The sequence below is a fragment of the Tenacibaculum halocynthiae genome, from assembly GCF_964512825.1.
In the GTDB taxonomy this organism is placed as follows: domain Bacteria; phylum Bacteroidota; class Bacteroidia; order Flavobacteriales; family Flavobacteriaceae; genus Polaribacter; species Polaribacter halocynthiae.
Genome location: NZ_CAZELG010000045.1, coordinates 43792 through 57951, shown reverse-complemented (window position 1 = coordinate 57951; position 14160 = coordinate 43792). Strand labels below are relative to the sequence as shown.

The following is a 14160-nucleotide window of genomic DNA, read 5'->3' as shown; positions in this document are numbered from 1 at the left end:
TGATCGCTTTATATTTTTTAAAAACACAATTCTATTTCTTTTTAATTAAAAAAATACTTCTTACAACTTAAGTTTATTTAAAAGTAACTTCATAAGTTCGAACAATACTTATTGTTTTCTTAATTTTTCATTAAAAGACTTATTTTCTTTTAAAATTTTATTTTGCGAATATCCTCTAATTAAAAATGAAATTCCAGTAGTTAATATAATTCCACCAAATAAAATAGACAATAAGAATAATACTAAAACTCCAGATACTACTAAAAAAGCTCCATAATTAATATTCTTTTGAGGGTTTAAGGAACCATATTGGCTTTTAGCAGTTCCTGCAGCGTCAAGTTTCATTTTCAACTTTCTTTCAGCTTCTTTTTCATCTTTAGAAAAAAAATTACATTTATTTTCAAATTTAGGTTTTTGACTAGTTAAACCACATACAAGCCCAGTGTTAAAATCAACTTTTCTATTTGTACATATCCCACAAAAAACCATTCTTTCTTCTAATTTCATTTTCAAATTTTATTTTAGTAAACATTCGCAATTTTATTTTGCCCAATTACTTTATTAAGTCTTTTTAATTTAATCTATTCCAGCTCGATGCAAACACCACCAACCGAACTCATTTTCAATACACAACTAAAAAGCTCCTACTTCATCCATTTGGCAAACACTTTCTTTAATTTTTCTTCTTTTAAACCACATTTTTTTGAAATATATGGTATCAAGTCAACCACATAAGTTTTAAGGCTGATTTGTTTAAAGCTAGCTATTTTATAATGCTTAAGAAGTAAACTCATATGCTCTTCTGTAGCATTTTCAAGACATTCTTTAATAAACGTATTTTGATTTTCTTCGTTTATCGTATCTTGATATTTTAATAAGCATTTTTTGACAGAGATAGCAATATTATCTAAGACTACTACTTCTTGAGAGTGTGAGAATTGAATAATTGAAATAAACAGAAAAGTAAATATAACTTTTTTCATAATAGCTTTTTTGCCCAAATTTAAAGAATAATTTGAATAAAAAAAGTGTATCTCTTATTTTTTACATCCCATTTTACTACACTCTTCATTATTCAATTTTAAAAGGTAATTTTCAAGAAACTCAAGTTTTTTCAAAATATTTTTATGAGTCTTTTGAAAAACTATTTTTGAAATTATGTTATACGGAAATCTTAAATTGAACTTATAAGTAATTTTTAAAATGGTTTTATCATTTTCAATTGAAATATAATTCCAAACACCAATGAAATTCTTGAAAACGGGTGATTTATTTAGCATCTGAATTGATATTTCATTTGGAGTATCAAACGTTAAATATTCAGTATCCATTCTTATTCCTTCTATTGATTTGGTATAAACTTTTGCTCCTTTTTTAAGCTCAATATGGTCATCAAGAAAACCTATTTCAAGAGTTTGTTTATCCCATTTTTTTCGGTTGGTAAAATCTTGGGTAAATTCAAACAACCATTCAATATTTTTATTTAGAGTAATTTTTTCAGATATGGTGTTTTTTAACTTCAATTTTTATCGTTCAATGTAATAAAATTTAATTTTTATATAATTCTTCTATTAACAAATCATCTCTCTTAATAAAGTGTTCCAAATATTTCAATGACTTATTAAAACTAATCGACCAAATATCATCAACAACCATTTTTTCTTTCTCTCCTAATAATCCGAATAAAACCTTAACTTTTTTTGGTCTATTATACCATAAAGAGAATTCTAGTGCTTGATTTTTGTCAAAATTAGCAGTCATACAAAAGCTAGTTCCTTTTTCAATACAAGTAAAATCAAGAGCAGGATTGAAATAGACATCTTTTTCTTTTAAAGACCTTAAATGATTTAGTTTATCAATCCATGGATAGTTCTCAGCTATTTCAATAACTTCACTTCCAGATAAAGGAGTATTTCTGTATTCAATATTTTCTTTTTCTGGATAGCAAATAGAATATTTATAAGTCATATACTTTTAAATAATACTTAATTCTTTTTCTTAGTTAAAACCCTGTAACAAACAACCTTCTAGCACCTCTTAATCCACATTTTTGATATTTATTATAGGCTTTAGAAGCAGCTTCTTTAATTTGAATACCTTTCTGTTTTTTTACCCAAGAGTTTAAAGCTGCCTCTAGCGTGTATGCTTCAGGTGCCATTAAATTTGTAGTCCATAAAATAGGATTGGCTTTTGATTTAATTATTTCATTTTGAAAATAATTTTTACTAGCACAAGCTAAAATTATAGCATCTATTTTTTTTGATGGAGTCTGCTTATATTTTAAGTTAACTTTAAACTCCATTAATCCATCATGACCTATATAAGCAACTAATTCTGAGTTTCCACCAAATTCTAAATTTATCTCATTATAATTGATTCTTCTTTTAAAATTATTATTAGACGCTAATAAAAAATCTTCAGTACAAACTTTAATTTTTTCTCCATCATAAGCTTCAGCTAATAAGTAAATGTTTTTAGTTTTATGTTTAAACAATATGCTTTCAAGTATGTTTGTATTTTTCGATGTAATCATTTTTTTATACACCCAATCATTTGATTTATTTTTCAAGAAATTTTTAACCCCGTACAAAGCTCCCCAATAAAGGTTGTTTTTAGGATCTTGCCCGTTACCTATTAATTTTGGAACAGGAACTATTCCTTGATTTATATTATCGCATAAAGCAACAAAAACATGAATTGTTTTAGTTTTTTTTTGACTTTTATTTTGTCCAAAACTTAATGTACACGATATAAGCGCTATGAGGAATCCTATTTTTTTCATATTAATTATTTATTTTTAATTTTTGCTTCAAACATATTGACGCTTCATACAATTGGATAAAATATTTATCATATAAAACTGCATTAGATAATAAACCAAATTCTTTAGCTTTATCACTTTTATAATAATCTCTTACCTCATTCATTCTGTACTCAATAAATTTCACTAAACACATTAATTGTTTATGATTGAATAGCGAAAAATACTCCTCATAAAACTTTTTATTTTGATTATCATTTTCATCAGATAAATGCTTTGTTATAGCTATTAAATGATCTGTTATATCGGGTTTATAAAACTCTTCGATCATTCCCTTTTCGATCAACTTTTTTTCTTCCTCTTTATATACATCTAATGATACAAGTAAATATTTAGGCATATGAAATAGCATTCCTTTAGCATCAAAAAAAGTAATGGAACTATTACAAACATATAAATCTATCAAAGATATTTTTGTCCAATCATTTGTTTCATCTTTAGCTCTTAGCTTTTTACATTCTTTAGCAGTCAATCTATCATCGTGCCCTTGCGCTTCCCATAGTCCTATACCTTCTTCAAGTTTTATATTTTTAAAAGCCTCGTTGATACCTCTAATTAATTCTTCTTTTTTAATCATTTAAACAAGTTAGCCAAAGTAAAAAGCAATTAATTGTTAGAAATCCCTTTTATTTTTCCTTCATAATATTCTTCAACTCCATTAACAGTCTCCTTACTGTAATTAATTATTTTATAAATAAATTCTGTTTCAGTAACCCAATGAAATTCCTTAAATGTACAAGTATCATTATTCCAGTTAAATTCAGTAAGATAAATAAATGCTCCATTTACTTTTTTTTGAAAAAAGTAAGATATGCATTCTTGCCCTCCAAAATAACCATTTAGACGATACGTATTTTTGGGTGAAGAAATTATATATTTAGGGTTACCAATCGTTAATTCTGTTTCTCCTGTTTTAATTGAAAAACACTTATCACTTGAATGCCCTCCTTCTAAAACTAAAATATCATATGTTGGATAATATCCAGACCATCCTTCTGAAAAACCATAATCATTACTATGCTGATTTAGTATAAGCTTTTGTCCGTTTTTAGTTTTAATACTTTTTATAGCATCTTCTCTTTTATAATTTTCATTTTCAAATTTAGTTACCCATGTTACACGATTTTTTAATATTTTTTTAATTGAATCTAAATTTCCGTTTTTTTGGGGGCTATGTATTATCTCTTCTATTTTTTCTTTTAATGCATTAAACTTTGTAAGATTAATCTTTGACGTATTAATTACATTTTTATTTTTTACCTTTTTCAAATAACCATCAAATACATATCCTTCTTTTTCAAATGGTTTTCCCTCTTTTGAAACTAAATATATATAATTGTTATACTTTATTTTAATCCAACTTCCTTCAATTGGTTTACCATTATCATTAATAGTTATTTTTTTATTGGTATCAAATAGCTTTTCTACCACAACACCAAATGGAATTTTAGCAACTTTTAATGATGACGAATTACTTTTAGACCGAACATTTAAACCATTCTCAGCATTTATAAAATAATATTCTTGCGCTAACACGTTACTAAACATAAACAGCATGTATATTTTAACCAATATTTTCATGTATACAGTTTTAATGTTCTTAAATATAATCTTTCCAACGAAACGGATTTTCAGCTACCAATGCAAAAGATGTTAAATGATACTCATTGGTATTTAATCCTTCAACATCATTTATGTTTCCAAAGGTCAATTCCACACCGCTTTTTAAGCGTAACAAAACTCCGAGGTTATCTGTTTTCTTTTTATAATCTATGTTTTCCTCATTTAGTTTTGTTAGCACATATAAAAGGTTGAGTTTATCTATATCTTCAAAAATCCATTTATTAAGTGTTAACTCTTTTGTATCTGACAGCTTACCTTCATACCAATAATCAGAATATATTAAAAACAACATCCCTTCCTCAAAATGCAATTCAATACCTCCATACGTCCAGATATTAAAACTTTCATTTGTATCAGGGTCATATCCACTATCAGGATCAGGAAAATTATTTAAAATCCATTCTTGAGTTTGACCAAGTTTTAAATAATCAAACTTTCCGGTTTTAAAGAATTCTAATAAATCTACTTTTATAGGGTGATTTAACTTCATATTACAAATTAACCTTAAGAATCATAGCTATACATAATAACATTACAATCTCGTTTCTTGTAAAGCTAGTTGCCTTTTATTTATATCTGATATTGTTCCGTATATATCACCATTATCAGAAACCACTAAGGTGTTCACTGATACTGGTACTGGGATATCTTTTATTCCACTTAAAAATTGATTTATTTTTTCAATATTGTTGTTTAATGCATTGGATTCACAATAAATTACAATAATTTGTTCTCTAAACTGTCTTGCCAATCTACCTCTTAAAAAACCTCCATAATTAGGCTCATCTTTTAAAATATAGTCAAATCCTTTAGGTACATTTTTTTTATGAGCATCTTTGGCATTAAATAGTTTACCATTTGGATAAATCCAAAAAACAAACTCAGGATATGTATGCGTATACTCCTTGATATCTTTTCTCCTTCCTCGATATTTTAATTGTAAAAAAGGAAAAAATTCTGTTGCTTTTTCTCTTGAAATAGAACCTACTGTTATCATTAATTATTTTTAGTATTGCTTCATTTTATTTCAACTTTTTCCCCTAAAAATTTAGGTTCTACTCCAAACATGATATCTAAAAAAGCTTTTGTTCTTGCAAAGTATTCTCTAATTCTAACTTTTAACCCATATTTTCCAGTTAGATCCCTTGCATTAAACCCTATAGCATTAATTCCATTTTTTTCTGCTAGAAAAATTGCGCGTTCATTATGAAACTTCTGAGAAATAATAGTAACACTTGTTTGCCCAAAAATTTCTTTTGCTCTTACCACAGAATCTAAAGTTCGAAATCCAGCATAATCAAGAAATATTCTATTTGCTGGAATTCCTTTTTTTATAAGCTCATTTTTAAAATCGGTTGGTTCATCATAATTTTTATTTCCATTATCTCCACTAACCAAGACAAAATCTATTTTACCTTTTTTATAAAGCGCTACCGTTGCTTGTATTCGATATTTAAAATATAGGTTAATCCTACCATTATTTAGGATTTTTGCAGTCCCCAATACAAGCCCTACTTTATTCTTTTTTATTTCGTTAGAATCAGTAAAAGTTTTGTTTACTGCATTTTTTTCTATAGAATAATTTGCTACAAACACTAACATAAACGGAATTATAAAAACCAGTAGTACTCCTATTATTTTTTTCTTTTTCATTCAATCTTATTTTTATTAGTTAAACATAACACTTTATATTAAAAACAAAACATTTCGAGTAGAGTTTGGTTTTCAAGAAAAAGTTTATCTAATATCTCTTTAAAATTCAGTTCCTTTTTCCCATACATACACTGCTTTGGGGATTGACTTGCTTTCTTGAACTTCATACCAAACTGTAATCCATGTTTCTTTATCTTTTTCCCAAGTAACCTCATCTATTATAATAGTTTTGCTTACTCTTTCTTCCTGAAGATATTGGTTAGTTATATTATTTCTAAATTCCCCATAAGCAGCATCTAAAGTAAATCGTTCTATAAAAGAAGCTTTTTCATATTTAGCAACAGCTTCTTCTTTTGTTAACAACATCAATTTTTGAATAGATACCTCCTCTTTTAAACTTCCTGCTTTTTCTATTACATGATTGCTTTTCTTTAGAGAAACCTCTTTCTTGTTTACTGAGCAAGAACTAATTATGAGTATTAGTATACAATAAAAGTATTTCATTTTTTTATTTCGTAATAGATATACAATTCTTTTAACTTGTACTTTAGTTTAATTGCTGTTTCCCAAGCTAGATATTCTTTTTTAAAATTATTATAATCACTAGGAATTCCTTTTATCCAGTACATATCACCATGAAGTGCTAGCATTGCCCAATGAAATTCTAATTCATGACCTAAAAACTCTACATCAACTTTAGATTCTGGTTCTTCTATTAAAAAACTGTTTTTTAATTTTTCGTTAGCCCTTTCATATGTTATTTCCCCATATTTCACCATGATATGTTTAATCATTTCACAGAAAGAATTATGATTAAAAATAACACCTTCTGTTTCTCCTACAAAATGTAAATTATTTTTTAACTCTTTATTTTTCAAATCTAATTTTTCTCTTTAAATACATACTTAATTACTCGTCCATTTAAATGAGTAACACTTCCTATAAGTTGTTGTTGCTTTAATTCTAAAAACAATTTCTCTGCATAAGTACCTTTTGTTTTTTCTGTAGCAAAATCTATTATAATTTTCTGGTTTTTTACTAATTTCCAATTAAAGGTACCTATTAATGATATAGATTCTTTACCACAAGTAAAAATTTCTTTTTCAGCTATTTCTACTTTTTTCTCATCAAATAGAAGGCTTAAATATATTTCACTACCTGCACAAGGATTATCATCTGGTGTTTCTTCACAAATTGAGCCTACATTTGCAAGCAATTCTTTATGTAAATAAGTATTCATTTTTTGGGCATAAGACGAAAAGTAGCATATAAAAATCAACAAAATCATTATAAAAACCCGTTTATTATCAGTACCAGTAAAGTTATCCAACTTCATTTTATCTATATTTAAAATATTATTATATCTAACTATCAACAACCTTTTTAAAGTACTATTTAAAATCAACATTCTAGGCTCTTATTTACCTAAAGCTCTTTTCTTTCTTCAGTTGGTTCTCTTATGTCAATTCTTTTACAATTACACTTTAAAACTGTATGTTATTACGAATTAAATTTTCACCCAACCTATCATACTTCTATCTACTTCTTTAAAAACTACTAGCAACCATTCATCTTGGTTTTTAATAATTGTAACCACTTTATCTTCTATAGTTCTAAGTTGATTTCCAATTTTCACATCTCCTGTACAAGGATCATTTTTCTTTGTGTCATCTACAACAGCTTGTGTTCTTAAAACTCCTGAAACTCGTTGTGTTTTTAATGTTTTATTTATGTTATTAAGTTTAGTATCTACATGAAGGGTTAATATGTTTTCTACAATAACAGTATCATCCTTAATCATAAGCTCAGATAAGCTCGCTTCATTAAGGCAACCTATAGCGTTATTTAAAACAAAAAAAGTAGTTTTTTTTCCTTGTTTTACATCTACTAATCTTCCTGGTTCACTAAAAATTTCAACAAAGTTATTGCCTCTTTTCTCTAACAATACGGTTCTTTGATAATGTCGTTTGTCTAGGTAGATTATATCTTTTTCTCCATCATTATTAAAATCTACCAAATATAGATTATTACTATTCATCGTAAACACTTCAGTATTGCTGTTTTTAGTAAAAAATATTGAACTTTTTATTTCTGAATAACCTGTACTATCTATAGGGTATTGATATCCTGGTGGGGTTTGAAATAATTCAAGTTTCTTTTCTAAAGGATTGTTTGAAGCACATGCTATTAGTATTAAAATCATACACCACATAGCTAAAGAAAAAGTTTTAATTTTCATCTTTATACTTTATAGTTATAAGTTAGATATATAGTAATACACTAGCGTTTAATTAATTTTTATTCTTTATATATTTTTCTCCATTGAATTTTAATACTACTGATTTTGTAGTTGTTTTTTCATTAGAATCGCATTCTCCATTTTCATTTACACTATTTTTAGTCTCAGTAACTTTACTTTTTATAATGATATCAAAATATTCATTCGTCTTTTCTTTTGACATAATGAGTGTATTCTTAACATCTGTAAATTCTCCAACACATTCGGTATTCCATTCTCCTCCATAGTTCATTACATCATAATTATGCAGTAGTTTTTTTAACTTGTTTTTTGACTTTATAAACAGTGAAATAGTTTTATTACTATATGGATTGGCTTTAGAACTTCCATAATAATGCACTTTAACTCCAAAAGCTCTATTGTTTTTCGAAACTAGATAAGGAGCAGTATCAATCGTTATTTCTCTTAGTTGTATCGCATCTGAAACCCAACCATTAGTTTGAGAACTTTCAAAATACTTATGAGTTATTTTTCCTGTATTACTATTTACAATTACAATATGACTATTTAATTCAAAATGATGTTCGTCATTATTAGTATTTACATATGCTGGAATAACCATAATAATTTCTTGTGAATTGTTAGGCATAGTCTTGGTTACCAACAAATCAGTATTAACCTTTGAAAGGTCTAAATTTAGTTGTTCAATTACACTATCAATTAACTCTTCTTCTTTAGAAATAGGAATTATTTTTCCATTTGATTTTATTTCAAAAAATGTTGTTTCAATTTTCTTTTCATCTATCCATAAAATATTATGAATTGTTAGCTTATTTTTTTCAATTTTAGATTCAATTTTTGATTGTGCTTCAGCAATTTCATCATAAGAAATTACTTTAGAATCAAGAATATTACCTTTAAGATCGTAATTAATTAATCGAGATTCCATTTCATTATCTCCCTTTTTTATAGTTACTATAACTGAATGAAACGCTTTTGAAATCTTCACTTTATAAGAAGCTATAGCTCTGTAATTATAACCTTCTTTATTTAACTTAGGGTAAACTTCCTCTAATTTTAACGCTTTTATATTTACCTCATTATAATCACCTTCTTCAATAAAACTATCAAAATTTGTGTTATCAACTAAAGGCAATGACCTAACTCTAATCTCATTAATAACCTTGTTAAAATTTGGATTTTCAAATTGACTTATAAAAGTGGCATCTTCTTTTATAAACTGGCCTTCTTGATATGGATTTTGATACGAATGTGTGTTTTTAAAACTTTTATAATTTTCTTTATGAAAGTGTTTTGTTAACCAAACATCACCATTAAATTGGTGTTCTATTTTCAGTTTAGCAGCATCGAAGTTTTTTGCTTTTTTATAATTTTCGAGGTATTTATAATATTCTTGTTTCGTATTTTTAATTGTTTTATTTAATGATATATAAAAATCAGATGCATCTTTCTTTTTCTTATAAAGCATGTAGTTTCTAAAATTACTTCCATACTTAATTACTCCTAATAAACCTCCTTTTTTATGGATGAAAACTTTATTATGCAAATAAAGCCCATTACTAAAATTGTTTTTATCATAGCCTTCAACACCTTCCTCATTACATATTGCTAATTTATAAAAGTCGTTTTTAAAACTTCTTAAAACTCCAAAATCACCTATTGGTGAAATTCCTTTTGTTTTATTAGCAGAATAAAAGCCAAAATCAGTTTCAGATAATCTAATAATTACAATAGCTGCTTTGTAAATCTCAAAATTATTGTCACCAATAATATGAGTTTTACCATGTACCAATTCATATACTCCTGAAATATCTTCTACAGTATATTCAATACTACTTTCCTTTGCATCTTCTACTTTATCCGTAGAAGTCCCTACTATTTGTTCACTAATATCTTGTACCTTAAGAACTCTTTCTTTCTTTTCATTTGTGTTTTGAGCACATGAAAAAAATACTAGTATAATTAATATATATATGTTTTTCATTTGTATGTCTTTCTATTTTCTAATTTATTAACATAATACTTTGCCTGTTTTAAGGTTAATTGTTTTTCCTCTTCCATAGCGTACTTCATTATTTTTTATGTCCCAATGCACCTCAATACTATCTTTAAAAATAGCACAATTATTATTATTTCTGGTCGAACCAATTACCCTTCCCTGAGCATCTTTTAAAACAATTTCTACATAAAAACTAGAACCATCTCCTGATATAGTTGAGGTAAAAAAATCTAAATCACTCCTTTTTATAATCAACTCAAAATTTCCATCAGGACTTTTATATGACTTTAAAAAAGTCATTGAATTATAAAAACATATACCTAAAACAACAATACTTAATATTACTATAAATAATACTTTATAAATAAATTTTACTCTATTCACCTCTGTTTATATTCTAAAGTATTATATCTAAGAATAAAAGTTTTTTTTTCGCATTCTTTTTCTACCTGATTACAGTCTCCTTCTGAATTAATTTCTGAAATTAAATTGCATTGTCTTTTTTCTATAAGAATATCGTGATACCCATTAGTAACAGATTTTCTGACAACCAATTCATTTTTTTTAGTTTTTATATTAGAATAACAAGCATTTTTATTTACAGTAGCTTCTCCTGAATATTCATCTAATACTATATTGTCTAGTACTTTCTTTAACTTGTTTCCTTCTTTTGTATACAGTGAAAGATAGTTACTACGGTAAGGATTAGATTGAGAACTTGTTCTGAAACTAGTTATAATTCCAAAAGTTAATATGCCTACAGATAATTCATATCTTTTAGTATCAATACGAATATCATCTATAAATTCAGCATTAGAAATCCAACCGTTTCCTTTAGAGTTTTCTGAAAAGTAATTTTTAATGTTTCCTGTTACTGAATTTACGATTACAATATGACTTGTTAACCTATAATCATCAGTATCAAAAATAGCTCCTTCAACTTCACCCAATATAATTAGAGTTTCATTATTAGAAAGTTCTTTCTGTAATTTGACTTCAATTTTATTAGTGCTTAAATTTAAGGTCTTAATTATTCTATTCTCTAATTCAATAGAGTTTAACTTATACCAAGAAACATTTTCTGGTTTTATATATTTTTCATTAGAAGTATGAATCCCTTTATCTTTATAACTAGTATGTAAATAAAAATTTCTATCCTTCTCATTTACTATACTATCCCATTTTTTCTTGGAAAAATTAAACCAAGGCTTGGCATATTTTAAATTTATTACTTCCTCTCCATCTCCAATATCAAAGTGTTTTGCATATTTATAAGGAAATCTTCTAAATCCCCAAATACAACTTTGTGAGCTATTTTCTTTATAATTTTTCTTTACTCCTACAAATCCTCTTACTGCTCCATCTTCATAGGTAGCATCCATATCAAATGAAACATCATCAGCATAGATGTTATTAGTAAAAAGTATCATTTTTAATTGCCCCATATATGCGCCTGAATCTTTTCCTCTAGAATTTTCAATTAATTTATAAGTTCCTATTAAAGCAACTTCAACAGGTACATTAGAAGTATTAGCTATTACTTTTTTAAAAGTAATTTCACCTTTAAAATCATTAATACTTCCATTACATTTTGTTTTACCTTTTACCCTGTATAAAGAATGATCGTTTTTACTTTTTTTTACTTCAGTAAAAACAAACTCAATTTTATTAAAACTATCGCCTAAAAGACCATATAAAGGAATAATTTCTTTTTCAGGACTAAAACCTGGGTAAGTACCTTTTAATAAAGATGCTAAGTTTTTTTTATAAATTATTTGTTTAGTAACATCAATAATTGAACTTTCATTACTAATATGTTTTCTATTATATCTCCCCCAATCTTCACTATAATCAACTTGAGCATAACAAAAATGGTGAAATACAATACATACAAATATGAATACTACCTTATTCATTTGGTTTTTAAACATTATCCTTTCTATAAATAACTCTCCTTTAATTGTCTCAATAATTAATTTTCTTTGCTCATTTTTACCAAACTCTCATCTCTATACCACAATAACCAGTAGCTATGTCTAAAATATCATCTACAGCATGTTGAATTGTTTGATTAGTAATATTTTCTTCTTTCATTTTATATAACACTTTTACTACATCATTTTGAGTTCCCCCAAGTTTTTTATATTCTAAAAGAACCTCTCTTGTTTTTTGAGTAAAACAATTTCCTCTTTTTACAAATTCTAGTAAAACCAATTGTAATTCTTCCTTCTTTTCCATTTTAAATTACATCAATAACTTTTTCTAACACATAATGTACTCCTCCTACAAACATTGTTATTAGTGTAAGAAACAGAAAACGAATGATTGTAGCTTCCATATTTTTTTTCAATTTCTTTTTAAGATAAAAAACATCCAAAAAAATAAATAAAAGGGCTATAACAACTCCAATAATTAATCCCACATAAATAGCTCCCCAATAAAAAAAAGCGTGTAATAAGTTCCCCCCACCTTTAACAGGTATCTCATTGACTCCCAAAACAACCTGTACACAACGCATGTAACCAATACCTATTAATAATGCTACAAGCGTCCAAATACAATAAATTATAATTTGCTTTAAGATTTTCATTTATTTTTAGATTATCTTTTTTCTTACACAATACATCTAATAATTTGCTTTACTTAAAAAAAATAACTGTTTTAGATCTACGCTAATAAATTGTGTTTTTCTATATTCCTTTACATTATCAACGTTTGTTTTTTAGTTTTACATAGCATTATTACATTGTAGCTTTATGAACTACCTTTTCCAATTCTTTAAAAGCTTTTTTCTGCGCAGGTGCTAACAATGCTTCTTTTATTTTCCCTGTAACAATTTCAAGAATATCTCTTCGTGCTTTTACACTTTTACCAAAATAAGCATTCATAAATGAATTTGGAATGATATAACTTATTTTCACTGTATTTTCTCTTGGAAAATATAGTTTTACAGCATGCATTCCACTTTTTTTAAGAACAAGACATTGCTCCATTTGTCCATTAGCATCTGTTCTTACCTCCCATTTGTCATACTCTTTAGAGCATTCAAATGATGATGCATTTTTTAAAAAATTATGTAATGTTTCTAAAGAATTGTATTCAGTTTTAATTGTAACTATTTTTTCCATTTTTATTGTTTTTATATTCTTATCAAATTTTATAATTAGTAATTCATTTCTATTAACTCTTTATCTATCGTATATCTAAATTTGAAAGTTGTTCCTCCATTTTTGGGTTCTAAAATCACATAATATTCGGTTTTAAAAATTTCTCCATTTTTAGGGAACTTAATAAAAGCTATATCTAATTCTACGTTTTCTATATTTTTTTGTTTTTTTAATTCTTTTGTAGCTTTTTCAACTAACTCCCCCAATGTTGATAAATTAATTTTTTCATTTAACTGAAACATAAAGTCTGCAGCTTCATTTCCATTTGGAACTTCTAAATATATCTCTGAGTTCTGCTTCCAGTTACCTTGCATTAAGTTCCATTGCCCCATTTTCAATGACTCTGGAGCTTTAGTAACCGTTACCCCAATAAGATTCCCCATAGATTTATCATAACTTATCGTTAAATCAGTATAATAAGCATTCACTCCAAACTTTTTTTTGAGTTCATCTTCTATAATCGTAAATCCCTTACTATTTGCAGGCTGTTTACTAACCTTATCACCACATGACATTGATAAGATTAGTATTCCGGTAATAAAGATATATTTGAATCTTTTCATTTTAGCGTGTTTATATTTTCCACAACTAAAAGTACAGAGCAAGAATGACCTGAGAAATAGTAAATCTATTTCCG

Annotated in this window: 21 protein-coding genes; all 21 read right to left on the bottom strand. The window is 26.6% G+C overall.

Annotated elements, in window-relative coordinates; genetic code table 11:
* Positions 1-108: 108 nt before the first annotated feature.
* On the bottom strand, positions 109-507 hold the full coding sequence (locus tag ACKTTQ_RS18515) for a hypothetical protein (RefSeq protein WP_113785459.1): 399 nt from the start codon (positions 505-507) through the stop codon (positions 109-111).
* A gap of 137 nt (positions 508-644) precedes the next feature.
* Positions 645-983 carry a hypothetical protein gene (locus ACKTTQ_RS18510; RefSeq protein WP_147239347.1) on the bottom strand — a complete coding sequence of 113 codons (339 nt, stop codon included), beginning with the start codon at positions 981-983 and terminating at the stop codon, positions 645-647.
* Between the two features lie 54 nt (positions 984-1037).
* Complete coding sequence (locus ACKTTQ_RS18505; RefSeq protein ID WP_408050053.1) at positions 1038-1523, bottom strand: SRPBCC family protein; 486 nt, start codon at positions 1521-1523, stop codon at positions 1038-1040.
* 25 nt (positions 1524-1548) lie between these two features.
* Positions 1549-1968 carry a hypothetical protein gene (locus ACKTTQ_RS18500; RefSeq protein WP_408050052.1) on the bottom strand — a complete coding sequence of 140 codons (420 nt, stop codon included), beginning with the start codon at positions 1966-1968 and terminating at the stop codon, positions 1549-1551.
* Positions 1969-2002: 34 nt separating this feature from the next.
* The gene (locus tag ACKTTQ_RS18495) at positions 2003-2782 is read right to left on the bottom strand and encodes a hypothetical protein (RefSeq protein WP_408050051.1); all 780 of its coding nucleotides are present in this window, start codon (positions 2780-2782) and stop codon (positions 2003-2005) included.
* A gap of 1 nt (position 2783) precedes the next feature.
* Complete coding sequence (locus tag ACKTTQ_RS18490) at positions 2784-3398, bottom strand: DUF6714 family protein (RefSeq protein WP_408050050.1); 615 nt, start codon at positions 3396-3398, stop codon at positions 2784-2786.
* A gap of 29 nt (positions 3399-3427) precedes the next feature.
* Positions 3428-4402 (bottom strand): SH3 domain-containing protein, encoded by a 975-nt coding sequence (locus ACKTTQ_RS18485; protein WP_408050049.1) that lies wholly within the window; start codon positions 4400-4402, stop codon positions 3428-3430.
* Between the two features lie 19 nt (positions 4403-4421).
* Positions 4422-4934: a hypothetical protein gene (locus tag ACKTTQ_RS18480; RefSeq protein WP_408050048.1), complete on the bottom strand. Its 513-nt coding sequence runs from the start codon at positions 4932-4934 to the stop codon at positions 4422-4424.
* A 42-nt stretch (positions 4935-4976) separates the two neighbouring features.
* On the bottom strand, positions 4977-5441 hold the full coding sequence (locus tag ACKTTQ_RS18475) for a Rieske (2Fe-2S) protein (RefSeq protein ID WP_093871908.1): 465 nt from the start codon (positions 5439-5441) through the stop codon (positions 4977-4979).
* A gap of 20 nt (positions 5442-5461) precedes the next feature.
* A complete protein-coding gene (locus ACKTTQ_RS18470; protein WP_093871909.1) occupies positions 5462-6097 on the bottom strand; it encodes a SanA/YdcF family protein in 636 nt (211 codons plus the stop codon).
* Between the two features lie 99 nt (positions 6098-6196).
* Positions 6197-6601, bottom strand: coding sequence for a hypothetical protein (locus ACKTTQ_RS18465; RefSeq protein ID WP_093871910.1), 405 nt, complete (start codon positions 6599-6601; stop codon positions 6197-6199).
* On the bottom strand, positions 6598-6975 hold the full coding sequence (locus ACKTTQ_RS18460; RefSeq protein ID WP_408050047.1) for a hypothetical protein: 378 nt from the start codon (positions 6973-6975) through the stop codon (positions 6598-6600). The genes ACKTTQ_RS18465 and ACKTTQ_RS18460 overlap by 4 nt, the downstream gene beginning before the upstream one ends.
* 2 nt (positions 6976-6977) lie before the next feature.
* Positions 6978-7337: a hypothetical protein gene (locus ACKTTQ_RS18455; RefSeq protein ID WP_113785450.1), complete on the bottom strand. Its 360-nt coding sequence runs from the start codon at positions 7335-7337 to the stop codon at positions 6978-6980.
* Positions 7338-7604: 267 nt separating this feature from the next.
* A complete protein-coding gene (locus ACKTTQ_RS18450) occupies positions 7605-8336 on the bottom strand; it encodes a hypothetical protein (protein WP_408050046.1) in 732 nt (243 codons plus the stop codon).
* A gap of 52 nt (positions 8337-8388) precedes the next feature.
* Positions 8389-10341, bottom strand: coding sequence for a PA3715 family protein (locus ACKTTQ_RS18445; RefSeq protein WP_408050045.1), 1953 nt, complete (start codon positions 10339-10341; stop codon positions 8389-8391).
* A gap of 27 nt (positions 10342-10368) precedes the next feature.
* On the bottom strand, positions 10369-10740 hold the full coding sequence (locus ACKTTQ_RS18440; protein WP_408050044.1) for a hypothetical protein: 372 nt from the start codon (positions 10738-10740) through the stop codon (positions 10369-10371).
* Positions 10737-12272 carry a PA3715 family protein gene (locus ACKTTQ_RS18435; RefSeq protein WP_408050043.1) on the bottom strand — a complete coding sequence of 512 codons (1536 nt, stop codon included), beginning with the start codon at positions 12270-12272 and terminating at the stop codon, positions 10737-10739. The genes ACKTTQ_RS18440 and ACKTTQ_RS18435 overlap by 4 nt, the downstream gene beginning before the upstream one ends.
* Before the next feature lie 76 nt (positions 12273-12348).
* Positions 12349-12594: a hypothetical protein gene (locus ACKTTQ_RS18430; RefSeq protein ID WP_113785445.1), complete on the bottom strand. Its 246-nt coding sequence runs from the start codon at positions 12592-12594 to the stop codon at positions 12349-12351.
* Between the two features lies 1 nt (position 12595).
* Positions 12596-12946 (bottom strand): hypothetical protein, encoded by a 351-nt coding sequence (locus ACKTTQ_RS18425; protein ID WP_408050042.1) that lies wholly within the window; start codon positions 12944-12946, stop codon positions 12596-12598.
* Positions 12947-13097: 151 nt separating this feature from the next.
* Positions 13098-13484: a hypothetical protein gene (locus tag ACKTTQ_RS18420; protein WP_093871919.1), complete on the bottom strand. Its 387-nt coding sequence runs from the start codon at positions 13482-13484 to the stop codon at positions 13098-13100.
* A gap of 35 nt (positions 13485-13519) precedes the next feature.
* Positions 13520-14086 carry a hypothetical protein gene (locus tag ACKTTQ_RS18415; RefSeq protein ID WP_408050041.1) on the bottom strand — a complete coding sequence of 189 codons (567 nt, stop codon included), beginning with the start codon at positions 14084-14086 and terminating at the stop codon, positions 13520-13522.
* Positions 14087-14160 lie beyond the last annotated feature (74 nt).

Excerpts from the sequence above, each read along its gene's own strand:
- ACKTTQ_RS18450 (WP_408050046.1), bottom strand. The coding sequence starts at position 8,336 with ATGAAAATTAAAACTTTTTCTTTAGCTATGTGGTGTATGATTTTAATA.
- ACKTTQ_RS18480 (WP_408050048.1), bottom strand. The coding sequence starts at position 4,934 with ATGAAGTTAAATCACCCTATAAAAGTAGATTTATTAGAATTCTTTAAA.
- ACKTTQ_RS18425 (WP_408050042.1), bottom strand. The coding sequence starts at position 12,946 with ATGAAAATCTTAAAGCAAATTATAATTTATTGTATTTGGACGCTTGTA.
- ACKTTQ_RS18515 (WP_113785459.1), bottom strand. The coding sequence starts at position 507 with ATGAAATTAGAAGAAAGAATGGTTTTTTGTGGGATATGTACAAATAGA.
- ACKTTQ_RS18465 (WP_093871910.1), bottom strand. The coding sequence starts at position 6,601 with ATGAAATACTTTTATTGTATACTAATACTCATAATTAGTTCTTGCTCA.
- ACKTTQ_RS18430 (WP_113785445.1), bottom strand. The coding sequence starts at position 12,594 with ATGGAAAAGAAGGAAGAATTACAATTGGTTTTACTAGAATTTGTAAAA.
- ACKTTQ_RS18475 (WP_093871908.1), bottom strand. The coding sequence starts at position 5,441 with ATGATAACAGTAGGTTCTATTTCAAGAGAAAAAGCAACAGAATTTTTT.
- ACKTTQ_RS18510 (WP_147239347.1), bottom strand. The coding sequence starts at position 983 with ATGAAAAAAGTTATATTTACTTTTCTGTTTATTTCAATTATTCAATTC.
- ACKTTQ_RS18445 (WP_408050045.1), bottom strand. The coding sequence starts at position 10,341 with ATGAAAAACATATATATATTAATTATACTAGTATTTTTTTCATGTGCT.
- ACKTTQ_RS18420 (WP_093871919.1), bottom strand. The coding sequence starts at position 13,484 with ATGGAAAAAATAGTTACAATTAAAACTGAATACAATTCTTTAGAAACA.
- ACKTTQ_RS18490 (WP_408050050.1), bottom strand. The coding sequence starts at position 3,398 with ATGATTAAAAAAGAAGAATTAATTAGAGGTATCAACGAGGCTTTTAAA.
- ACKTTQ_RS18485 (WP_408050049.1), bottom strand. The coding sequence starts at position 4,402 with ATGAAAATATTGGTTAAAATATACATGCTGTTTATGTTTAGTAACGTG.
- ACKTTQ_RS18500 (WP_408050052.1), bottom strand. The coding sequence starts at position 1,968 with ATGACTTATAAATATTCTATTTGCTATCCAGAAAAAGAAAATATTGAA.
- ACKTTQ_RS18455 (WP_113785450.1), bottom strand. The coding sequence starts at position 7,337 with ATGAATACTTATTTACATAAAGAATTGCTTGCAAATGTAGGCTCAATT.
- ACKTTQ_RS18415 (WP_408050041.1), bottom strand. The coding sequence starts at position 14,086 with ATGAAAAGATTCAAATATATCTTTATTACCGGAATACTAATCTTATCA.
- ACKTTQ_RS18435 (WP_408050043.1), bottom strand. The coding sequence starts at position 12,272 with ATGAATAAGGTAGTATTCATATTTGTATGTATTGTATTTCACCATTTT.
- ACKTTQ_RS18495 (WP_408050051.1), bottom strand. The coding sequence starts at position 2,782 with ATGAAAAAAATAGGATTCCTCATAGCGCTTATATCGTGTACATTAAGT.
- ACKTTQ_RS18470 (WP_093871909.1), bottom strand. The coding sequence starts at position 6,097 with ATGAAAAAGAAAAAAATAATAGGAGTACTACTGGTTTTTATAATTCCG.